Here is a 21,447-nt window from a genome sequence, read left to right as displayed (position 1 = left end):
ATGGCTGAAATTAAAGAACGCTTGCGCCGGACGATGATGTTCGTACCTGGCAACAACCCAGCAATGGTTAAGGATGCTGGTATCTATGGTGCCGACTCCATCATGTTCGACTTGGAAGATGCCGTTTCAATGGCTGAAAAAGATGCTGCTCGTGACCTGGTTTACGAAGCTTTGCAAACACAGGACTATGGCGATGCGGAACTGGTTGTCCGGGTCAATGGTCAAGACACGCCATACTATGCTAATGACGTGCGGGCCATGGTTAAGGCAGGTATTGACGTTGTGCGGCTGCCAAAAGCTGAAGACGCTGAAATGATCAAGAAGCTGGACGCTGATATTACGGCTGCCGAAAAGGAATTTGGCCGTGAGGAAGGTTCGACGATGCTGATGGCTGCTATTGAAAGCGCCAAGGGTGTCATCAACGCCTACCAAATCGCTTCGGCATCTGATCGGATGATGGGGATTGCTCTGTCTGCCGAAGACTACACGACTGACATGAAGACGCACCGCTACCCAGATGGTGCCGAACTTGAATTTGCCCGCAACATGGTGCTGCATGCTGCCCGGGCGGCTGGTGTAGCTGCCTTTGACACGGTCTTCACCAACATGAACGACACGGAAGGCTTCTACCGTGAAACTGAATACATTCACCAGCTTGGCTTTGACGGCAAGTCGCTGGTTAACCCACGTCAAATCCCAATGGTTAACAAGGTTTACGAACCAACCAAGAAGGAAATCGAAAACGCCAAGAACGTTGAAAATGCTATTAAGGAAGCCAAACTCAAGGGTTCCGGCGTTATTTCCATGAACGGTCAAATGGTCGACCGTCCAGTTGTGCTGCGTGCTGAACGGGTGATGCGCCTGGCTAAGGCATCCAACCTGATTGACGAGGAGGGAAACTACATTGAAAAATAATGTAAATCGCGAACTGCCAGAAGATCTGATGAAGCAGCTCGACTACAAGCCATTTGAAACTACTGAAATCGGCCATCCCGAAGTTCAACGGGTTGCGCCTAAGGTTACCGTAACGACTGGTGACGACAAGGTTGTTGAATCACTGGAAGACGTTGTTAAAAAGACCGTTAAAGACGGCATGACGATTTCTTTCCACCACCACTTCCGTAACGGTGACTTTGTCTTCAACCAAGTCATGGACATCATTTTGAAGTTGGGGATCAAGGACTTGACGCTGGCACCATCCTCACTGACTGGTGTCATGAACGATAAAGTGATTGAAGCCATCAAGGCCGGTACGATTACCAACATTACCAGTTCTGGGATGCGTGGCTCTTTGGGTGACTTTGTATCTCATGGTGGCTTAAAGAACCCTGTTATCTTCCGTTCGCACGGTAACCGGGCTCGTTCAATCGAAAACGGCAACATCAAGATCGACGTTGCTTTTCTTGGGGTACCAAACTCAGATGCGCTGGGTAACGCAAACGGTATGAATGGTGATGCAGTCTTTGGCTCACTGGGCTACGCTTTGATGGATGCTCAATATGCTGACAAGGTCGTCTTGCTGACTGACAACATTGTCGACTATCCTAACACGCCGGCTTCAATCAAGCAGACGCAGGTTGACTACGTTGTTAAGGTTGACAAGGTGGGTGACCCTGACAAGATCGGTTCTGGGGCTACTCGTTTCACTAAGGACCCTAAGGAATTGAAGATTGCTTCGATGGTAAACGACGTGATCGTTAACTCACCATACTTTAAGGATGGCTTCTCATTCCAAACTGGTTCTGGTGGTGCAGCCCTGGCCGTTACGCGGTTCCTGCGTCAATCCATGATCGATGCTGGCATCACGGCTTCATTCGCTCTGGGTGGAATTACTTCGCCAACGGTTAAGCTGCTTGAAGAAGGCCTGGTCAAGAAGGTTATGGACGTTCAAGACTTCGATAAGGGCGCGGCTGCTTCTATGAAGAACAACCAAAACCAACAAGAAATCGATGCTTCTTGGTATGCTGACCCTGACAACAAGGGTGCCATGGTTGACCAGCTTGACGTTGCCATCTTGTCCGCTCTGGAAATCGACACTAACTTCAACGTTAACGTTATGACTGGTTCTGATGGTGTGATCCGTGGTGCCATTGGTGGTCACCAAGACGCTGCAACCTCAAAGCTGACGATTATCTCAGCTCCATTGGTTCGTGGCCGGATTGCCACGGTTGTACCAGACGTAACGACGGTTGTTACGCCAGGTGAATCCGTTGACGTATTGGTTACTGAATACGGGATTGCCATCAACCCTCGTCGTAAGGATCTGCAAGAAGCTTTGAGCAACGTTCCGGGTCTGCCGGTTTACGACATTCACGACCTGCAAAAGCTGGCCGAATCCAAGGTTGGCAAGCCAGAACCACTGCAATTCACTGATCGGACGGTGGCGCTGGTTGAATACCGTGACGGAACGATTATTGATACGATCAAGCAGGTTAAGGACTAATCTGAACTGATTGAAATTTTAAAACCGCGGCTGCTTTAATCTCAGTCGCGGTTTTTTATGAAATTGAGGATATGATTTATGGAACAGACAAGCGCTAAGCTGGTTAACGATGCACTGCGAGCAATGATTTACGAGGTTTCTGTCAACCCTAAGCCTGGCTTGGTGGACCCAGTGTCTTCTGGACCGCACCCTGACATGGATGTGTTTTTATTTATTGACAGTGCGCTTAGTTTGCATCATTATTTTGAACAAAGCGTGGATTTGGGAATGAGTTTTGCAGCAACTGATCTGACGCTTATGTTTAAAAAGCTGCGAACTTTGGGTATTGAAGCCGAAAAGACGATGTTTAAGGCAACCAATGGCGTTAATACGCATAAGGGCGCGGTTTTTTCGCTTGGTGTCCTAACGTGTGCCGAGGCCTATCGAATCAAGCATCCCCAGTTGGATCTGACCACGATCGTTAAACGGATGCTAAAAGGCTTGACGGCCAGTGATTACGATATTGAAAAGCTGCATGCCAAGCCGGTTGCACAGTTGACGGCCGGTGAGAAAGAATTTCTGCGCTATGGCATCAAAGGCATTCGCGGTGAGGCCGAGGCCGGCTATCCAACCGTAATGAAGATTGGCGTACCGGCATTAGCAAAAAGCGAAGGGACGACGATGCAGCGCTTGTTGGATACGTTTATGCATATCGTCGCACGGACTGAGGACACCAATCTGATCAAGCGGGCTGGTCGTCATGGTGTTGTCAAAGAGGCCCATCAACAGGCAAAAAGATATTTAGAGCTGGGCGGCACACAGACGCAGGCCGGCCGCGACTATCTGGCACAGCTCAATCAAGAATATCTGCTCAACAACTATAGCTTGGGCGGTTCAGCGGATCTGCTGATATTGACGATTTTTGTTGGCTTGCGCAAGGGAATTCTACGACCTGAAGCAGCAATCTGAGGAGATGATTTGATGAATACGCGGGATCTGCAGTATTTTCAAGCATTGGTCAAGTATAAAAACTACACGCGCGTTGCCAAGGAATTTGGGGTCTCACAGCCAACCGTTACACAGGCAATTAAACGATTGGAAAAAGAATTTAACGCTCAGCTGGTCTATACTGACCGTGCGCACCGGCAAAACTTGATTACGCGCAGCGGTCAGCTTTTGGCGGCTAGTGCCAAGACGATCAATGAACAGATTTCGCTGGCTCATCATTCCATTGAGTTGGTCCAAGAACGGCAGATTCGTTTTGGCCTGCCACCGATTATCGGTAAGCTTTTGGTTGCCAAGATTGCTAAAAAAGTGCCTGGTTCGATCATGCGCCGAGTACGAATCCATGAGGCTGGGTCACAAGAACTGCTGTCAAAGCTGCTTAAAGGTGAGATTGATGTGGCCATGCTGGGCTCAGTGGCACCGCTGGATGAAGAAAAGGTCTATGTTCAGCTTTTAACCAAGCGGCCTTATAGCATCATGGTCAGCGCTAATAATCCTTTGGCGCAGCGAAAACATATCAGTTTTAAAGAGCTCGCCAATCAGCATTTTATTACTTATGATAAGCAATACGTTCACGTAGCAGCAATGCGTTCTTATTTTGCCTATGCGCATATCAAGCCGACTGTAGCAGTCTACAAAGTCCCCGATGTTTCATGGGTTAAGGAACTGGTTAGAGAAAATGTTGGGATTGCGCTAATGGTTCGGGATGCTGCTAAAAACGAAAATGGCATCGTACCATTAGAGATTGATGATCCGTTGCCAGAATGGTTTTATATATCATTGGCGATTCGTAATGGCTACGTGCTTAGCGATGAAGAGCAGCAATTTGTAAAGCTGTTAAGTCAGGTTGCTAAAGAAGATGAATAAATGATCAGGCTCGGTATCCGAAATTGGATGGCGGGCCTTTTGAATTGACTTTCTGCATTTGACATAAATTTTTCGTACAGACGGGATTAATCGTTTTATAATGGTAAGAAGTTTGACGATTTTTAAAAAGTCAGATTAAGGAGCGATTTGAATAATGAGAAAACTGCCGATCGAACAAGATCAGCCTCAAAAAAATAATGAGGATCTCGGAAACTATCGTCAACATATGGCGATTCACTGGCATGACTTCTACAGCAGCGATAATGTAACACCAGCTCAAAAAGCCAATCTGGTCGAGCGTTCGACGATTGTTGGGCGTATCGGAATCATGATGCTGGCTTGCGGAACGGGAGCTTGGCGAGTACGCGACTCGATGAACGTGGTCTCTAAAAAGCTTAATATGACCTGCTCGGCCGACATTGGTCTGGTTTCAATCGAATACACCTGTATGGACGCCAATAACAGCTATACGCAGGCTTTGTCATTGCCTAATACCGGGGTCAATACGACAAAATTGAATGCGTTGGAAAGTTTTGTCAAAGAGTTTGACCAACGGGGTGATCACTGGACCGTTGGCGAGATTCACAAACGCTTGGACGTCATTCACCGAATGAAAGGCAACTATTCGCCGCTGCAAGTCGGCCTGGCAGCGGCTTTAGCCTGCAGTGCCTTTGTTTTTCTGTTGGGCGGTGGACCAATCGAAATGATCTGCTCATTCTTTGGTGCTGGGATCGGTAATTTTATCCGGCGCAAGATGATTGATCGTAAGCTGACTCTGTTTGCCTGTCTTGCGACTTCGGTAGCCATGGCCTGTGTTATCTATGTGATGGCCCTAAAGCTTTTAAATATGGGGATTTCGCTTAATCCGCGCCATGAAGCCGGCTATATTGGGGCAATGCTGTTTGTAATTCCTGGTTTCCCATTCATTACTAGCGGCTTGGATCTGTCTAAGCTCGATATGCGCTCAGGTTTGGAAAGGTTGGCCTATGCCGTGATGATTATCGTGGTAGCTACTTTAGTCGGCTGGCTGGTTGCCATGATGGTTCATCTTAAGCCGGAAAACTTTGAGCCTTTGGCACTTTCGCCGCTGATGCTCTTTTTACTGCGCCTGCCAGCCAGTTTTTGTGGAGTATTTGGCTTTTCAATCATGTTTAATTCCACGCCGAAAATGGCAGCTGCAGCGGGTGTAATCGGGGCAGTTGCCAATACGTTGCGACTCGAACTGGTTGACTATAAGGTGATGCCAGCGGGGGCGGCCGCGTTCTTAGGGGCATTAACCGCTGGACTACTGGCTTCATTTGTGCGAGACTGGGTTGGTTATCCAAGAATTTCTTTGACGGTGCCGGCAATCGTGATTATGGTGCCGGGACTTTACCTTTATCGCGCTATGTACAATATGGGGCTAACCTCTATTAGCGTTGGTGCCTTGTGGATTACCAAAGCACTTTTGATTATCGTTTTCCTGCCATTAGGTTTGGTTGCAGCACGGATTTTAGGCGATACCAAGTGGCGTCATACCAGTTAGTAATGTTAAAGATTTCTGTTATCATAATTGGTAATAGAAATCTTTTTTATATTCGAGGTTGAAAGCATGATTATTGAGTATCCGCAATCACTGTTAAAACAGGCTGAGGATTCATTAAAAGGTCATCATCTAACCGGTTTTGTAGCTGGGCAAGGCCCTGAACATCCTAAAATTATGCTGATTGGCGAAGCGCCAGGCAGAGAAGAAGCTCAAACCGGTGTACCATTTGTTGGCGCATCAGGCAAAGAACTGATGAAGTTGATCGAAGAATATCTTCACCTGACCAGAGAAGACGTTTATATTACCAGCGTGGTCAGAAAACGGCCTTACTCAATCAAAAAGGTTAAAGATAAAAAAACGGGTGAACTCATTGAAAAAACGCCTAACCGAACGCCGACCAAGGCTGAGGTTTATGCCTATGCGCGTCTGTTTGACTGGGAGTTGGATCAGGTGAGACCGAAGATTTTAATGCCGCTGGGAAACACCAGTCTACAGCGCTTGTTGGGGCCAAGTGCTAAAATCGGTAGTCTGCATGGTCGGATCCTGCACTGTCCGATTCAAAGAGCAGCTAATGATCATCAAGGCTATGTCATGAGCAATCAGAGTTACATGGTGATTCCAATGTATCATCCCGCGGCCTTTTTGTACGCGCGAAAGCTGGAGCCGATCGTTCGTCATGATTGGGAAACGGTTGCGCAAAAGCTAAATCAGTTGGAAACCGATAAAATTTAACAAAATCAAATAAAAGTTAGCAGCTGATTCGTGATAGGATTAAAAGCAAAGACAATAAGAAAGTGAATTTCAGTCTATGGATAGAAAAAATTTTGATCATCATATTTTAGCCGCGATGGCCGATAACTTGGGCAACAGCCTGCGTGAAATGGCACGTTGCGGACATTCGCGATCCAAAAGAGCGACTTTAACCGAGATGAGCATTCAGCTGTCAGGCTTCAAGCAGGTTTTGACTGATTCTCAAAAACGTCAAGAATTGGTTGAAAACTGCCGACAAGCCAATCGAAAGCCTTTGAAGATTCCGACTGACGTTCAGTTTAGCGTACCCGTGGAATTGGTGACAACGCCTTATCCAATGATTTGGCTCAATCAGCATTCGCAAGCACGCAATCTGATTGTTTATCTTGCTGGGGGCGCGTTTATTCAGCGGCCGTCAAAAGGGCACTGGCAGTTCTTGGATCGGTTGGCTAAAAAAACGGATGCTGAGATCGTGGTTCCCGATTATCCATTGGCGCCTGATCATAATTTTAAGGATGCCTATCGTGAATTGCTTGATCTTTATCAACAACTGTATGACAAACGACCGGCCAGCAATATTATCTTAATGGGTGACTCGTCGGGAGCGGGGCTAGCGACTGGTTTTTGTGAGAATCTGGCACAGCAGGGGTTGCCACAGCCGGGCCATTTGGTGTTGATTTCACCATGGCTGGATCTGCAGCTGAGCAATCCTCTGATTAAAAAGTACGCGACCAAGGATCGGCTGCTTGATCAAAAAGGTTTGCGAGCGTTAGGAAAACTTTGGGCTGGTCAAGAAGATCCGCGTGACTATCGTTTGACGCCGCTCAACGGCCCCGTGGATCAGTTGCGCAACGTTACAATTTACATTGGCACACATGAGATCATGTATCCGGATTCCATTCACTTTACGCGGCGGTTAAAGGCAGCTGGCGTCAAAACCAATACCGTAATTGGACGTGGGATGTTTCATTCCTATCCACTGTATCCAATTCCAGAATCGAAGCACGTAATTGCACAGCTGGCTCATGATTTTGATCAACAATAGACTTGAATTATTCAGACTATCATAACTATGAGGTGATAAAAATGACAAAAACGGCAGCAGTAGTATTTGCAGATGGCTGTGAAGAAATTGAAGGCTTAACGGTGGTCGACGTTTTGCGCCGCATGGGGGTACGATGCGATATCGTAGGAGTTTTAGGCTCTGAAATTCATGGTGCTCATCAGATTGATTTTAAGGCTGACAAGCTAATCAGTGATCAGCTGCTGGATTATGATATCGTGGCCTTTCCTGGCGGGTATGGCAATGCGCAGACATTACGCGATAATGATCAGTTGATGGCAATCATGCAGAAGCGTCAATCGCTTGGCAAATGGTGTGCTGCAATGTGCGCGGCACCGATTGCTCTGGCTCGTTATGGTCTGTTGGACGGTTATGACTATACATGCTATCCAGGAATTGAAAAAGAAACGCAGTCGTTGGCGCCAAACGGTCATTTTAAAGAAGACATCACGGTTACCGATCAAGCAGGCCACCTGGTTACTAGTCGCGGTCCGGCAACCGCATGGGCCTATGCATTTGCAATTGCTGAGGCACTAGGACTTGATACCAAGGCAATTAAGCAGGATACGCTGTACGACTACCTTAAAGAAAACATCTAACAAAAAAGATCCGGAGATTAATTCTCCGGATCTTTTTATTATTACCAACCCATTTCAGCAGCCTTAGCCGGCAGCGTCAGCTTACCAGCAGCAAGTTCACTGAAGGCTTGATCAATCATGGCAAAAGCTTGATCAAGCTGTTCTTCGGTAATTACCAAAGGCGGTTGGAAACGCAGAATGTTGCCGCGCAGACTGATGATGATCGCACCCAGTTCAAAGATGCGATACATTAATTTAACCGTGGCATCGGTATCGCCTTGACCAGTTGCCGGATCAATGATATCAATCCCACCGTCAAGACCATACATTCGTACATCGCCAATGAAGTCGAACTTTTCTTTTTCGGCTTCAAAGAATGCTTTGGCTTTTTGGCCCAGCTTAATTGAACGTTCCAGCAGGTGCTCTTCTTCAAAAACATCTAGCGTTGCGTTGGCAGCAGCCGTCGTAACCGGATTACCGGCAGTCGTAAACAGATGTGCTGGCGCGCCAAGCGATTCCATGATTTCTTTGCGCCCAACAACGGCACTTAAAGGCAGGCCGGATGCCAGTGACTTGCCGACTGACATCAGATCAGGTTCAATCCCGTCAAAGTTTTGAATTGACCACCATTTGCCGGTGCGGCCCATGCCTTGGTTGATTTCATCAACGGCGAATAAGATGCCATGTGCCTTGGCAAAATCATAGACCTTCTTCATAAAGGCAGGCGGTGTCTTGCAAATCCCACCGTCGCCTTGAATGGCTTCCATCAAGATAACCGCAGTTTCTTCAGCTGGCAGGTAGGTTTCAAATGGCCGCATGAATTCACGGAAGAAACGATCAACGAAGTGTTCTTCGCTTTCATTAGGTTCGCGTTCCCAAGGTGATGGGAAAGGAACCTTAACGACACCAGGCAATAGCGGTGCCATTTTACGGCTCATGTTCATACTGATACTGGAAAGCGACATGGAACCATAAGTAGAACCATGATATGCACCAGTAAAGGCTACCAGATACTGGCGACCAGTGTAGGCCCGCGCAAACTTGATAATGGCATCATTGGCGTCAGAGCCAGACAGTCCCCATGAAACCTCAACCGGACCACTCATCGGGGCCAGTTTTGCCAGACGTGGCGCCAAACGGGCTTCTTGAGTGTTGGCAAAGTAGGCTGGCGTATACTGGATCAACTTGGCAGCTTGATCCTGAATTGCCTTGACGACTTTAGGGTGGGCATGACCGGTATTGGTTGAACTGGCACTGGCCAAAAGATCAATATAGTCATTGCCGTCAGCATCGGTGATCACCGCGCCCTTGCCATGATCGATAACGATATCGTAATAGTTGATCCGGCCAGAAGAAGCAAACGCTTTGGCTTCTTCTTCCAGCAGATGCTTGTTGTTACTGTCTGTCATTTTGACAGCCGCCCCCTTTTAAAGCTTACAACTAGTCCTTTTTCGTCTTGTTTAAGTAAGAATGACGAGCACCATAGGTAAAGTAGATTACCAGACCAAGCAGGAACCATACGCCGGCATAGATCTTGGCATCGATGTCAAGTCCCCAGAACACGAACAGGGAAGCCAGGAAAGCTAAGCATGGCATTACTGGATAGAACGGCATCTTAAAGGCTGGCGTTGGAATATCCTTGCCTTCACGAGGGCGCAATGCATAGATCCCTAATGAAACAAACATAAAGGCAATCAACGTCCCAGCGGAGATTAATTGTGACAAGAATGCGAATGGGAACATGGCGCCAATCAGGATAGCAATGATTGCCAAAGTCCAAAGTGCATGGTTCGGCCGGTTCTTTTCGTCCAGCGTTCCCAAGAACTTAGGCAGCATGCCGTCACGACCAAATGAGTAGATCAAACGAGAACCAGCCATCGTCATCCCAATCAGTGCGGTAAACATCCCAACAACGGCAACGATTTGGACAACCGAAGCAACGACTGGGTGACCAATAGAACGCAGAGCCAGACCAACTGGTTCAGCAGAGTTGGCGTACTTTTGGTAAGGAAGAACCCCAACCAGAACCAAGGCTACGGCAACAAACAAAACAACGGCAATTGCCAGCGAACCCAGAATCCCGCGTGGCATCGTCTTACCAGGGTTGATGGCTTCGGCTGAATTGGCGGCAATGGAGTCAAAGCCGATGTAGGAAAGGAAAATCATCGAAACCCCAGCGTAGATACCTTGCCAGCCACCAAAAGCACCGTTAGAAGTCATCCGGTACTTAGGAATAAATGGAACGAAATTACTGTGCTTGACTGCGGTTGCGCCAACGACGATGAACAGCAGAATTGCCAGCACCTTCAGCGTAACCAGTACGTTTTCAACACGGGCGGCATCCTTTACACCTTGGGAAACCAGGATGGCAACCAGTGCAATCACGATCAAAGAAATCAGGTCAACGACCCCGCCACTAGTACCAAAGGCATTGGAAAGCGAAGCCGGCAGCTTGATCCCAATGTTGGCAAGCAGTGGCCGCAGATTGGCCGAAAGACCAGAGCCGACAAAGGCCAAGGCGATAAAGTATTCAGCCAACAGTGCCCAACCGGCAATCCAACCAAAGAATTCACCAAATACAACAGTGATCCATGAATAAGCAGAGCCAGCAAATGGCATGGCAGCTGACATTTCAGCATAGGCAAAGGCAACCAGGCCAGCAACGACAGCCGCGATCACAAACGAGATGGCAACGGCTGGACCAGTGTGCATGGCAGCAACCTCACCAGGTAAAGTAAAGATCGAAGTGGACACAATCGTCCCGACCCCTAAGGCCAGAAAGTCCCGTACGCGCAATGAGCGAATAAGGTGACTGTCCTTATCTTGGTAGACACTGGGGTCTTCTTTTCGAGTGATAGTTTTCCAAAATCCCATAAATCTTCCTCCTGAACTAAGTGAGACAATCCTAATTCTGCAAAAAAGTTCCAATATGATTGCAATTAGTCATAACTTGGCGGGAAAACCAAGCGATAAATAATGATAGTTAAATTAGAATTCTCTAATGTTTTAAATTATAACTATAATTTAAACAGCTTGCAAGAACTTTTTGTGCATTCTAACAATCCGCCTAAACCATGTAAGCGTAAACGTATCAGGCGTGACGCGCTGAATTAAGTTTCGTGATGACGGCTGAAAATTTAATTTTTTTAATTTAGTGTTAAAGATTGTTCAAATGACAAAAGAGTCGTCTCAACTTACGAGACGACTCTTTAATTAACTTAGACCGGAAATCCCGTGACTTTATTCATGGGATGGATAGGCCTGTTTTATTCAATGTTTTAGAATATCTTCAATTAATTGCGGTTTCAAGCGTCGACTGTGATTAGGGGCTGAACGCTGATTGACGACACTGACCAGGGCCAGCATTGAACCAACCAGCGAGCTCTTTTTGCGATAGACGGTGTAGCGCGACAGCCAGATATCGGCATATTTTTCCTTATAGTTGCGCAGCCCCTGGAAGCCGTAGAGTCGATAGCCGTACTCGTAAATAAAGTGTGCGGCTTTTTCTTCGATGAAGCTAAACTGTGATTCGCCCACGTTGCTCAATGGGGCCATTCCTAGATCAAAATATTCGTAGCCGGATGTTTGACCATATAAGAATAGATTGACAAAAATCATGTCCATAATGCCTGATGGTGCCAGATCGCGATCGTGACGCATTAAATCGATCGTCAGGATTTGTTTGCCTCCAGTAGGCATCAGCGTTGCAAAGGCCACGATCTGCTGGTCTTGATTTTTAACAATGGCAATTGGGGCCTGCTGCAGGTAATATTCATCAAAAAAGCCTAATGAGAAGCCTTTTTCAACCTGTTTGCCCAGCCAGCTGTCGGAAACGTGCTTCAGCTCTTTTAACAGATCTTGGTTAAATGGCGGTTCTACTACAGCGAACGTGTAGCCTTCACGCTCAAACTTGTGCATCAAGGCACGCTGCGAACGCTGACGCTTACCGGCGAGCGTGAAGTCAGCCAGCTTAACCAGGCCATCCTCACCGGTTTTAAGAAAGTCAAAGCCAAATTCGTGCAGCAGCATGGTCGTCGACTGACCCACCTCATAAAATACCAGCTGATAGCCGAAACGATCGGCTTCAACGATGAACTGTTTCAAGGCATCATGCAGCAAGCTTTGGTCGCCGACTGGTTCGCCCATGATGATCAGCTTGTCGTATTTGCGCCGGTACATGAAGAAGAGTCGGTCTTCTTTTTCGACTTGATAATAGTAGATGTTTTTATCGCGTAAAAAAGCCAGATGACTGGTTTCGTTGCCGCCAAAGCGCTCAATCAGCTGCCGGCAGCGCTTGGCATCGAATGAATGATAGCCGTTGAATGGATCGTAGCCGCTGGTAAAGTAGCGCAGAATGGCCAGCATGACCAAAATTCCTAAGATTAAGCCGATAAAACCGGAGAACCAGAGATTTTCGCCTGGGAAGAACAAGAACTGGGGAATCTTATGATGGTGATAGTAGTTTGGTTCATTAACGATTCCAATAATAATATAAAGGATAAAAATACCGACAAAGACAATCCCATCACTAAACGCCTTCCCCAGCGAATAGGCCATCTTTTCGCGATACAGGGCATGCCGCATCGTTAAGACAAGCAACAGCAGAACCAGCAGATAGATGGTCAGTCCCCAGGTTCCCAGATTCCATAGCGTGTTGACCATGCCAATCAGCAGTAGAATCAAGGATGGCCAATATGCCTTCTTGAGCTTGGCCTGCACGCCGCGCGCACATGCCAGCATCGCAATGGCAAATAAAACGGTGCTTAATTGATGCAAAAAAAAGAAAGTGAAAGGATAGAAACGCTGCAGAAAGCGGCTGTTTTCAGTCAAATCAGGCAAGGAGGCATCGATCAGCATGAGGATGCCGGAAAAGTACATAAAGATCGTGATCAAGACATGCGCGCTCTGATGCCAGATTAAGTTGGGCAGACCCTTGAAAAAACGATTGATCTTCTGGCAGAAATGGTATACAAATAACAACGCTCCAAACGCCAACGGCACCAAATAGTAAAAGACTCGGAAGAAAACCAGCCAGACCAGAGCTGTTGAGCGATCGACGCCCAACATACTCAGCTCCATCAGCATGATAATGTCAAAGGAGCCGATTGCCCCAGGCAGCATGGAGATGACGCCTAAGAGCTGGGCGACGACATACATTGGCAGGATCAATAACAAATTGATCTTAACGCCCAATAACCAGCCGATCATCAAGAAAAAGAGTGCCACCAGCAGCCATTCGCCAGTTGAGCTCGCAACAATGAATAATTCAAGCTTGGGTGTCAGATCCTTAAAAAAGCTGGAATTTTTAAGCCGCGTGAAAATAAAGACAATGGGGAAATAAAGGCCACCGCCAACCAGCCAGACGATGTAGCGATCAAAATGATGCCCGTTTGGTACTAAAAACAATACTACCAGTGCCAGCCAACAAAGAATCGAAAGTCCGGACAGCAAAAAGATGGCAATTTTAGAGATGGCAAACAAGACCTGCTTTTTGCTGGAATGTCTGCCATAAAAATAGGCTCTTAAGGTTGCGCCCAACAGTCCGCCAAAGCCGGCAACGTTGGTCAGGGTATTGGTGATCCAGCCACTTCTGATAATGTAGTGCTTAGAGAAACGACCGGACAAAAAATGAGTAATGGCAAAATCGTAGCCAAGCATGGGCATGATTGAGATGCATCCGCCGATCAGCATCATTAAAACGTGAATGGGCGATTGACTGGCAAGACCAATACCGACACGATGCCAGTCAACGTCCTTTAAAAAGCTGCCCAGCGCCGTGATTACAAAAATAACCACTGAAGCAATGAACAGCAGCTTCAACAGCTTAGCATAATGCTGCCACCAATTTTTAATGCGTGTAGCTAGGGATGAGTTCATGTTTCAGAATCCTCGCTTTTTATTATGTCAGTTTGATAAACAAAATGGTCTGCCAGTTTGCAATTCAATATTAATAATAGTAGATTGCATCTGACGTGGCAAAAAATTTTTCAATATTAAAACAGCTTAATTTTGGTTGCTGCTATTGACGCTGAGCAAATCTTTTCGTATACTATCAATTGTTGTGGAATTGGTCCGTTGGTCTAGTTTTGGTTAGGACGCATCCCTGTCACGGATGAGATCACGAGTTCGAGTCTCGTACGGACCGTTATAGTTTTTGAAAGTTGGGATTTCGGTCTCAACTTTTTTTGTATGCTCATTTGGAGGAGAAAATGGAAAACACTTGGATCTATCGTGGTCAAGAACCGATCAAGATTAAAAAATATCTACAGACTTTAGGCATGGGGCATCGGATGTTTAACGATATCAAAAATGGTGCCGGCGAATTTCAGGTTGATCATCGAACGGTGCGACCAACTACCAAGATTTTACCCAATCAGCCGCTGACGATCAAAGTCGTGCCAGAGTTTCCCAATCCAGACGTTCAGCCCAGTCATGGTGATCTGGAGATTGTTTTTGAAGATGCCAACTGGCTGGTTGTTAATAAACCAGCTGGACTGGCATCGATTCCAGGACCAACGACTGGTGATGATACTCTGCTTAACCGCGTGACCGGATACTTGATGGATCAGAATTCGCCAGATCAGCGGCCGCATCTGATTACGCGCCTGGATCGCTTTACCAGTGGCCTATTGTTGGTGGCTAAGCATCAGGTAGCCGTCAGCATGATCAGTCAACAGGTTCAGCAGCATCGAATGGTTAAGGAATATCAAGCGATTGTTGAAGGAGTCCTGGAAAACGACCATGGCCTGATTGAAGAACCCATCGCTCGGGTTGAGGGGCAAGCGCGGCGTGAAGTCAGAACAAGCGGTCAGATTGCTAAGACCGAATATTGGGTTGAAGAGCGTGGCAAAGACTGGACGTTGGTAAGAGTACGGCTGCATACTGGTCGAACGCATCAAATCCGGGTTCACTTTAGTTATCTCGGCCATCCGCTGCTAGGGGATCATTTATATGGCGGTCAGACTGCACAGTTTGATCATCAGCTGCTCTGTGCCTCGCATATCGCATTTGACGACCCATTTACGTTAAAGCGTCGTGACTTTACGATTAAATTGCCGGCAACGTTTGCCCAGGCTATGACCCGATAATTTTATGCAGTTTCAAGTAAAAGTTCTATAATAAGACTAATCAAGTTTTAGGAGGAATTTTTCATGGCTAAAGTTGAAAGTTTTACGCTGGACCACACAAAAGTAAAGGCCCCTTACGTTCGGTTGATTACGGTTGAAGAAGGACCTAAAGGCGACAAGATCAGTAATTACGATCTGCGCTTGGTTCAGCCAAATGAAAATGCCATTCCAACGGCCGGTCTGCACACGATTGAACACTTACTGGCTGGCTTGCTGCGGGACCGCTTGACGGGCGTTATTGACTGTTCGCCATTTGGTTGCCGGACGGGCTTTCATTTGATTACCTGGGGCGAACACAGCACGACCGAAGTTGCCAAAGCCTTGAAGTCCTCACTGGAAGAAATCGCCTACCAGACCAAGTGGGAAGACGTTCAAGGCACGACTGAAAAGAGCTGTGGCAACTACCGCGACCACTCACTGTTTTCTGCTAAGGAATGGTGCAAGAAGATTTTGTCCCAAGGCATTAGTGATCAGCCATTTGAACGTCACATTGTTGATTAGGCTGCTTTGCAACATTAAAAAAACGACAGCATTACATCGAACATGATGTGACGCTGTCGTTTTAATTATGCCTAGCCGGAAATCCCGTGACTTCAGTCATGGGATGGATGGCTCCCTTAGGACGTTCTTTTGGAATATTAATTAGGCGATGACTGCTTTTATTTGGCGGTCATCATTTTTTTGATTAACTGAGCTTGATATTCCTGCTGTGCCTGCTGAGAGATCTTTTGTACCTGAGATTCTGTCAGCTTAGGATTTTGCTGCTTAGCGGCCTGTACTTTGGCAGTAACATAAGCAGCAGCTTGTTTTTGCAGCTGAGCCTGAGCTGTGGGGGATTTCCGTGCCTGCACCTGCTTTTTTAGCGCCTGGGCCTGTTTGACTGAAATCTTAACAAACGTTTTTGGATATCTAAACGTATTGGTCCGCGAAACTAGATTCCCATCCATTTTGGAACCGGCAAACAGTACTTTATAAAAGTTGTTTTTAAAGCGCCAACGAGTTTCTTTAATGGTTAATGTAGCCTGATCTGAATCAGTCCAGACTAAACGATTGGTCGTAAACTCATTGGCTTGCGTATGCTGCGGCTTTTTTTGCCGTGGCTTGGTCTGGTAGATGTAGACATCGTCTTTACCAGAAGTGCCAACTGGCTGGTAAAGTGCCAGCTGCATTTGCGGACTGGGCGAGTAGATTTTTTGAGTCTTAGTCGTCGTAACCTGCTTCATTCCCCAATGTTCATGGAAGTTACCGGTAATTAATAAAGTGGCGCCGACAAAAATCAAGCCGGTGATCATTCCCCAAAGCAAACGTGTATGTTTATTAGGAGAAAACATAATCGCAACAAAGAAAGCAATGGCTCCAACAAACATTATAATGGTAATCATTATGCATTGCCCTCCTTTTCAGCGTCTGAATCATATTTGGCGTGAATCTTATTGCCTTCGCCCAAACGCATAGTTGCCAATAGACCGATCACGGCAAAGGCAATTGCGATCCAAAAGGCAGCATGATAGCCATTTAAAGTGGCATCGATCATCTTTGACTTGTATTGCAGTGGAGAGGCTTTTAGTAAAGAATCAGCTGGTTTTTGCGAATTCGTTACGTTAGTCAATACTGAGATCAGAATTGCTGAACCCATTGAGGAGGCAACTTGACGGATCGTGTTGTTGACGGCGGTTCCGTGCGAAATCATGTTAAATGGCAGGGCATTCATACCGGAAGCCGTAACGGGCATCATTACCATTGAAATCCCAAACATCCGCACAGCATAAAGAAAGACAACGTCGAAGATCGATGTCTCACGAGTTAAGAAAGCAAATGGCAGCGTACCAACCGTTAAAACAAACATTCCAGTCATAGCCAGTCGCCGAGCACCATAACGGTCGAAAAGACTTCCGGTAATCGGACTCATTACCCCCATCATGACTGCCCCGAATAGCAGCGTCAATCCAGAGTGGAAAGCCGACATGCCATGTACGATCTGCAAATAAAGCGGCAGAACCAATTCAACACCGACCATGGCAATCATAACTACGGAACTAAGCAGTGTTGCCAACGCGAATTCAGGGGTTTTAAAGACTTTAAAGTTCAGAAATGGATGCGCTAAATGATTCTGGCGCCATACCAAAACAGCAATCAGAACAGCGCCGAGCAAGATGGAGCCCCAAACGATGGCATTGGTCCAGCCTTTATCGCCGACAGATGAGAAACCATACAAAACGCTGCCAAAGCCAATTGTAGAAATGAGCAATGAAAGCCAGTCCAAAGTTGGATCAGTATTTTTGATAACATTTTGCATTAAAAAGAAACTGGCAAAGATCACAATGGCAACAATGGGAATAATCATACCGAAAAGCACACGCCATGAGTAGTTATCGACCACCCATCCAGAAAGCGAAGGACCAAGGGCTGGTGCTAGGGCAATTACTAAACCGTTGATTCCCATCGCTGCTCCACGTTTTTCGGGTGGAAAGATCGTCAGCATGATGTTTTGCATTAAGGGCATTGTAATACCGACCCCAATTGCCTGAATCAAGCGGCCACAAAGCAGGGTGCCGAAATTAGGAGCCATAAAAGCCGTGATGGTTCCCAATTCAAAGATCGTCATCGCTGAGATATAGAGCCATTTGGAATTAAATTTACTGCTTAGATATGCCGAGACGGGAATCATAATCCCATTAACCATCATAAAACCGGTCGTGAGCCATTGAACGGTTGCCGTACTAATGTCAAAGGCTTTCATTAAAGTTGGAAAAGCCGTGGCCAAAATTGTTTGATTCAAGACCGTACAAAAGCTACCGATCAACATCACCATCACCAAAAGATTGCGGTGATATGGTTTGCCGTTGATGTCGACTGCTGTATTTGCAGACACATAAAGCCCCCCTTTGAAGTTGCTGATTTTTTAAAAACGATTATAAATATATGATAATTGAATATCTTTGTCAAATTTCTTGATAAAGATATTCAAAAATATTATATTAATTAGTGTTTTTAGGTTACGATATAAAGGATTACAATTGATAAGAAATAGGAAAGGAATCAGAAAATGAGTCCCATTACGGAAGAATTCCGCAAGATGTTCGTTCATGAAAAACTGCGCATCAGTATGAGTGAGCTTTCGCAAGCAACCAACGTCTCACCCAGTCAGATCAGATATTGGGAGCGCAAAGGATATATAAGTTCAGAACAGGATCAGCAAAACAAGAGCCATAAGTATACATTGATGACACTAGTGCAAGTGGCGGGTATCAAGTATTTTTTGGATGAGGGCTTTACGCTGCCGGTTGCCGTCAAAAAACAAAAAGAGCATCGGACCATGGTTAAGTCGTTTAAGCATTTTGTTGGTGATCGGCTGTTGGATTTTGAAACTGATGAAATGACTGGTGCGACGCTGATCAATCTTGGAAAACTGGATGATGTGCCAGATAAGGAAGTTGTTGCAGTCGTTCAAGGGTCCGAACACGTTAAATTAACCCTGCGAAACCGTCAATAGGTTGGTAACTGCAGAAGTCGTAAAAAGTGTTAAGCTAGTAATGTACAAATTATTTTTAAAGGGGACGACTTCCATGAGCGAAGATACTTTTGGCTTTAATGAGCTGACCGATGCAGCACAGGACAATGCTTTAGAAACATTTGCCAAGTACTACGTTCGCCAATACAAGCAGGACAATCTTGAAATTATTGATGCATTGGCCGGTGACGATGAGGCAGTGGCAATGATCAATCAGATTCTGGAAGAAAACAACTATCTGACCATTGCCAAACTAGCTGCAATGAGTATTTCGATGGTTAAGTCTTGCTATGTTAAGATCTTGAATGAACTGTCGGCGCGCTTTGATGCTGATGGTGAACCAGTCGAGGCTTGGGCAGAATGGATGCAATCAGAGCATGCCAAGCTGCCGCAAGAAGATTAAACCGATCATGGCACGGTATTCAGCCGTGCTTTTTATTTTTCCAAAAACGACTTACTACTAATGCCTTCTAGGATGTGTTAGAATAAACTAAGTTTTATTTGAACGGATAAATAATACGAGTTGCTCATTTTCAAATTCAGACGTGACGTCAGTTGTTTGACGGCGCTATTTTCACTTGCATTGATTTCTGAATTGCGAAAATTGACGAAATTTTAATAACACAAAGGAAAGAAAGGTATTATGCGCAAATTAAAAATTAAAAACAATGAAGTCGCTTTTTATGCTATGGGTGGCTTAGGCGAGATCGGTAAGAACATGTACTGTGTTCAATTCCAAGATGAGATCATCATCATTGACTGCGGAGTTTTGTTCCCAGAAGATGAGCTGCTAGGGGTCGACTACGTCATTCAAAACTACGACTACCTGGTTGAAAATAAAGACAAGATTAAAGGGATCTTCATTACGCACGGTCATGAAGACCACATTGGCGGACTTCCATTTTTCTTGCAGAAAGTTAATGCGCCAATCTATGCTGGTCCGTTTGCCATGTCTTTGATTCGCGGCAAGCTGGAGGAAAAACACCTGTTGAAGAATGCCGAATTGCATGAAATCAATGAATTTGATACGGTGCACTTTAAAAAACTGTGGGTCTCATTCTTCCGGACGACGCACTCGATTCCGGATACCTTGGGAGTTGCTGTTCATACTCCACAAGGCACGATCGTTCAAACCGGTGACTTTAAGTTCGACTTAACGCCGGTTGGTCATTTGCCAGGCCCAAACTTTCAACAGATGGCAAAGCTTGGTGAAGAAGGCGTCCTGCTTTTGACTTCAGATTCGACCAACGCGGAACGACCTGAATTTACCAAATCGGAACGCTGGGTTGATATTCACATTCGCCGGATCTTTGAGCGGATTAAGGGACGCATTATCTTCGCCTCATTTGCCTCTAACGTCTACCGGCTTCGCGAGGCCAGTGATGCTGCTTTGAAGCAGGGCCGCAAGATTGCCGTGTTTGGCCGCAGCATGGAGAATGCGATTGCGGCTGGACAGGAGCTGGGCTATCTGCATATTCCAGAAGATGCCCTGATCGATCAAAATGACATCAACAGCTACCCGCCAGAAAAGGTTATGATCATGTGTACCGGTTCGCAAGGTGAGCCAATGGCTGCGCTGAGTCGCATTGCCAACGGTACGCACCGGCAGATTGCCATTCAACCTGGCGATACGGTCGTCTTTTCTTCCAATCCGATTCCGGGCAACACCACCAGCGTTAATGCTCTGATCAATAAGCTGGAAGAAGACGGTGCCGAGGTAATTCATGGCTATGTCAACAATATTCACACTTCCGGTCATGGTGGTCAGGTTGACGAAGAACTGATGCTGCGTCTGATGAAGCCAAAGTTCTTTGCACCGGTCCATGGAGAATATCGGATGCAAAAGATTCATACAAAGTTGGCTGAATTAACCGGCGTGCCAATGGATCACAGCTTCGTTTTGGCTAATGGCGACGTTTTGGCCCTGACTAAGGATACCTGCCGCGTTGCCGATCATATCGAAACGGCCAGCGATGTCTATATTGATGGCCGTGATGCCGGCGATACGGTCGGTAACCCTGAGATCCGCGAACGACGGATGCTTTCTGAAGAAGGGGTGGTTACCGCGATTGCCGTCGTTGATTTAAAAGACTACCAGATCGTGGCTGGGCCAGACATTGTTTCACGAGGCTTTGTCTATATGCATGAATCTCAAGAACTGATCAAGGCCGCCAACCATGAAGTTTTTTGGGCAATCCTGAATACATTTAAGAACCATCAGCATGTCGATCGGCGGGCAATCAATCGTACCATCGTCAGCCGATTGCAAAAGCTGTTGTTTGAATGGACTGGGCGGCGTCCTGTTATTATTCCAATGGTTACTATTTTGAATGCCGATGAAGAAGGACAGGGCAGCGATCTGCAGCGTGACGTTCGCCACAACGCCCGACGGACTAATTCGCGTCCCAAGCACAAAAGCAAAAATGGTGCTGCCAATAACGAAAACGATAAGTCACGTCCACGTCCGCGCCGGCGCAGTCATCCAGTTGCCAAGAAAAACGGCCAGCCAGTCGTAGCCGAAAAATAGCAATTAAGCAAAGCTCGTCTAAATGGCGGGCTTTTTTTGACGGTAAATAAACTGACCTTTTTTGATTCCAGA

At 46.4% G+C, this 21,447-nt stretch carries 18 protein-coding genes and 1 tRNA gene; 14 read left to right on the top strand and 5 right to left on the bottom strand.

Annotated elements, in window-relative coordinates; genetic code table 11:
- The 8 genes from citE to ACLUWI_RS00505 all read left to right on the top strand — a co-directional run bounded on the left by citE (nucleotide 1) and on the right by ACLUWI_RS00505 (nucleotide 8,231).
- The gene (citE, locus tag ACLUWI_RS00540; protein WP_270634967.1) at nucleotides 1-915 is read left to right on the top strand and encodes a citrate (pro-3S)-lyase subunit beta; all 915 of its coding nucleotides are present in this window, start codon (nucleotides 1-3) and stop codon (nucleotides 913-915) included.
- Nucleotides 905-2,443 carry a citrate lyase subunit alpha gene (citF, locus tag ACLUWI_RS00535; protein ID WP_169462062.1) on the top strand — a complete coding sequence of 513 codons (1,539 nt, stop codon included), beginning with the start codon at nucleotides 905-907 and terminating at the stop codon, nucleotides 2,441-2,443. The genes citE and citF overlap by 11 nt, the downstream gene beginning before the upstream one ends.
- A gap of 78 nt (nucleotides 2,444-2,521) precedes the next feature.
- Entirely contained in the window at nucleotides 2,522-3,391 is an 870-nt protein-coding gene (locus ACLUWI_RS00530) for a triphosphoribosyl-dephospho-CoA synthase (RefSeq protein ID WP_412145705.1), read from the top strand.
- Nucleotides 3,392-3,403: 12 nt separating this feature from the next.
- Nucleotides 3,404-4,294: a LysR family transcriptional regulator gene (locus ACLUWI_RS00525; RefSeq protein ID WP_412145704.1), complete on the top strand. Its 891-nt coding sequence runs from the start codon at nucleotides 3,404-3,406 to the stop codon at nucleotides 4,292-4,294.
- Between the two features lie 226 nt (nucleotides 4,295-4,520).
- Complete coding sequence (locus ACLUWI_RS00520) at nucleotides 4,521-5,819, top strand: threonine/serine ThrE exporter family protein (protein WP_412145775.1); 1,299 nt, start codon at nucleotides 4,521-4,523, stop codon at nucleotides 5,817-5,819.
- A gap of 66 nt (nucleotides 5,820-5,885) precedes the next feature.
- A complete protein-coding gene (locus ACLUWI_RS00515) occupies nucleotides 5,886-6,551 on the top strand; it encodes a uracil-DNA glycosylase (RefSeq protein WP_412145703.1) in 666 nt (221 codons plus the stop codon).
- A 76-nt stretch (nucleotides 6,552-6,627) separates the two neighbouring features.
- Nucleotides 6,628-7,614, top strand: a complete 987-nt coding sequence (locus tag ACLUWI_RS00510) for an alpha/beta hydrolase fold domain-containing protein (RefSeq protein ID WP_412145702.1) — start codon at nucleotides 6,628-6,630, stop codon at nucleotides 7,612-7,614.
- Nucleotides 7,615-7,655: 41 nt separating this feature from the next.
- Entirely contained in the window at nucleotides 7,656-8,231 is a 576-nt protein-coding gene (locus ACLUWI_RS00505; RefSeq protein WP_412145701.1) for a DJ-1 family glyoxalase III, read from the top strand.
- Between the two features lie 41 nt (nucleotides 8,232-8,272).
- On the opposite strand, the gene ACLUWI_RS00500 is transcribed toward ACLUWI_RS00505, so the two are convergent.
- The 3 genes from ACLUWI_RS00500 to mprF all read right to left on the bottom strand — a co-directional run bounded on the left by ACLUWI_RS00500 (nucleotide 8,273) and on the right by mprF (nucleotide 14,087).
- Nucleotides 8,273-9,619, bottom strand: coding sequence for an aspartate aminotransferase family protein (locus ACLUWI_RS00500; RefSeq protein WP_412145700.1), 1,347 nt, complete (start codon nucleotides 9,617-9,619; stop codon nucleotides 8,273-8,275).
- Between the two features lie 31 nt (nucleotides 9,620-9,650).
- The gene (locus ACLUWI_RS00495; RefSeq protein WP_272218656.1) at nucleotides 9,651-11,084 is read right to left on the bottom strand and encodes an APC family permease; all 1,434 of its coding nucleotides are present in this window, start codon (nucleotides 11,082-11,084) and stop codon (nucleotides 9,651-9,653) included.
- 396 nt (nucleotides 11,085-11,480) lie between these two features.
- The gene (mprF, locus tag ACLUWI_RS00490) at nucleotides 11,481-14,087 is read right to left on the bottom strand and encodes a bifunctional lysylphosphatidylglycerol flippase/synthetase MprF (protein ID WP_412145699.1); all 2,607 of its coding nucleotides are present in this window, start codon (nucleotides 14,085-14,087) and stop codon (nucleotides 11,481-11,483) included.
- Nucleotides 14,088-14,279: 192 nt separating this feature from the next.
- On the opposite strand from mprF, the gene ACLUWI_RS00485 reads away from it, so the two are divergent.
- The 3 genes from ACLUWI_RS00485 (at nucleotide 14,280) to ACLUWI_RS00475 (ending at nucleotide 15,838) form a co-directional block, all read left to right on the top strand.
- A tRNA-Asp gene (locus tag ACLUWI_RS00485) sits at nucleotides 14,280-14,355 on the top strand.
- Nucleotides 14,356-14,419: 64 nt separating this feature from the next.
- A complete protein-coding gene (locus ACLUWI_RS00480) occupies nucleotides 14,420-15,298 on the top strand; it encodes an RluA family pseudouridine synthase (protein ID WP_412145698.1) in 879 nt (292 codons plus the stop codon).
- Nucleotides 15,299-15,361: 63 nt separating this feature from the next.
- Nucleotides 15,362-15,838: an S-ribosylhomocysteine lyase gene (locus ACLUWI_RS00475; protein ID WP_412145697.1), complete on the top strand. Its 477-nt coding sequence runs from the start codon at nucleotides 15,362-15,364 to the stop codon at nucleotides 15,836-15,838.
- 158 nt (nucleotides 15,839-15,996) lie between these two features.
- On the opposite strand, the gene ACLUWI_RS00470 is transcribed toward ACLUWI_RS00475, so the two are convergent.
- Nucleotides 15,997-16,719, bottom strand: a complete 723-nt coding sequence (locus ACLUWI_RS00470; protein WP_412145696.1) for a DUF4811 domain-containing protein — start codon at nucleotides 16,717-16,719, stop codon at nucleotides 15,997-15,999.
- Nucleotides 16,719-18,149 carry a DHA2 family efflux MFS transporter permease subunit gene (locus ACLUWI_RS00465; RefSeq protein WP_412145774.1) on the bottom strand — a complete coding sequence of 477 codons (1,431 nt, stop codon included), beginning with the start codon at nucleotides 18,147-18,149 and terminating at the stop codon, nucleotides 16,719-16,721. The genes ACLUWI_RS00470 and ACLUWI_RS00465 overlap by 1 nt, the downstream gene beginning before the upstream one ends.
- A 234-nt stretch (nucleotides 18,150-18,383) precedes the next feature.
- Here ACLUWI_RS00465 and ACLUWI_RS00460 point away from each other — a divergent pair, with 234 nt between their 5' ends.
- From ACLUWI_RS00460 to rnjA, 3 genes are all read left to right on the top strand, one after another.
- Nucleotides 18,384-18,830, top strand: a complete 447-nt coding sequence (locus tag ACLUWI_RS00460) for a MerR family transcriptional regulator (protein ID WP_412145695.1) — start codon at nucleotides 18,384-18,386, stop codon at nucleotides 18,828-18,830.
- Nucleotides 18,831-18,903: 73 nt separating this feature from the next.
- Nucleotides 18,904-19,251, top strand: coding sequence for a hypothetical protein (locus ACLUWI_RS00455; protein ID WP_412145694.1), 348 nt, complete (start codon nucleotides 18,904-18,906; stop codon nucleotides 19,249-19,251).
- A gap of 240 nt (nucleotides 19,252-19,491) precedes the next feature.
- Nucleotides 19,492-21,375 (top strand): ribonuclease J1, encoded by a 1,884-nt coding sequence (gene rnjA / locus ACLUWI_RS00450; protein WP_412145693.1) that lies wholly within the window; start codon nucleotides 19,492-19,494, stop codon nucleotides 21,373-21,375.
- Nucleotides 21,376-21,447: the final 72 nt, after the last annotated feature.

The organism is Limosilactobacillus mucosae (genome assembly GCF_046939755.1).
Lineage (GTDB): Bacteria > Bacillota > Bacilli > Lactobacillales > Lactobacillaceae > Limosilactobacillus > Limosilactobacillus mucosae_A.
The sequence above is the reverse complement of the archived record's forward strand: the minus strand, read 5'-3'. Positions and strand labels throughout refer to the sequence as shown.

Bases quoted from the DNA above. Each gene is read 5' to 3' on its own strand.
- ACLUWI_RS00460 (WP_412145695.1), top strand. From the start codon at position 18,384: ATGAGTCCCATTACGGAAGAATTCCGCAAGATGTTCGTTCATGAAAAA.
- ACLUWI_RS00475 (WP_412145697.1), top strand. From the start codon at position 15,362: ATGGCTAAAGTTGAAAGTTTTACGCTGGACCACACAAAAGTAAAGGCC.
- ACLUWI_RS00495 (WP_272218656.1), bottom strand. From the start codon at position 11,084: ATGGGATTTTGGAAAACTATCACTCGAAAAGAAGACCCCAGTGTCTAC.
- ACLUWI_RS00455 (WP_412145694.1), top strand. From the start codon at position 18,904: ATGAGCGAAGATACTTTTGGCTTTAATGAGCTGACCGATGCAGCACAG.
- ACLUWI_RS00470 (WP_412145696.1), bottom strand. From the start codon at position 16,719: ATGATTACCATTATAATGTTTGTTGGAGCCATTGCTTTCTTTGTTGCG.
- citE (WP_270634967.1), top strand. From the start codon at position 1: ATGGCTGAAATTAAAGAACGCTTGCGCCGGACGATGATGTTCGTACCT.
- ACLUWI_RS00505 (WP_412145701.1), top strand. From the start codon at position 7,656: ATGACAAAAACGGCAGCAGTAGTATTTGCAGATGGCTGTGAAGAAATT.
- ACLUWI_RS00480 (WP_412145698.1), top strand. From the start codon at position 14,420: ATGGAAAACACTTGGATCTATCGTGGTCAAGAACCGATCAAGATTAAA.
- ACLUWI_RS00525 (WP_412145704.1), top strand. From the start codon at position 3,404: ATGAATACGCGGGATCTGCAGTATTTTCAAGCATTGGTCAAGTATAAA.
- mprF (WP_412145699.1), bottom strand. From the start codon at position 14,087: ATGAACTCATCCCTAGCTACACGCATTAAAAATTGGTGGCAGCATTAT.
- ACLUWI_RS00500 (WP_412145700.1), bottom strand. From the start codon at position 9,619: ATGACAGACAGTAACAACAAGCATCTGCTGGAAGAAGAAGCCAAAGCG.
- rnjA (WP_412145693.1), top strand. From the start codon at position 19,492: ATGCGCAAATTAAAAATTAAAAACAATGAAGTCGCTTTTTATGCTATG.
- ACLUWI_RS00520 (WP_412145775.1), top strand. From the start codon at position 4,521: ATGGCGATTCACTGGCATGACTTCTACAGCAGCGATAATGTAACACCA.
- ACLUWI_RS00515 (WP_412145703.1), top strand. From the start codon at position 5,886: ATGATTATTGAGTATCCGCAATCACTGTTAAAACAGGCTGAGGATTCA.
- ACLUWI_RS00510 (WP_412145702.1), top strand. From the start codon at position 6,628: ATGGATAGAAAAAATTTTGATCATCATATTTTAGCCGCGATGGCCGAT.
- ACLUWI_RS00530 (WP_412145705.1), top strand. From the start codon at position 2,522: ATGGAACAGACAAGCGCTAAGCTGGTTAACGATGCACTGCGAGCAATG.
- ACLUWI_RS00465 (WP_412145774.1), bottom strand. From the start codon at position 18,149: ATGGTGATGTTGATCGGTAGCTTTTGTACGGTCTTGAATCAAACAATT.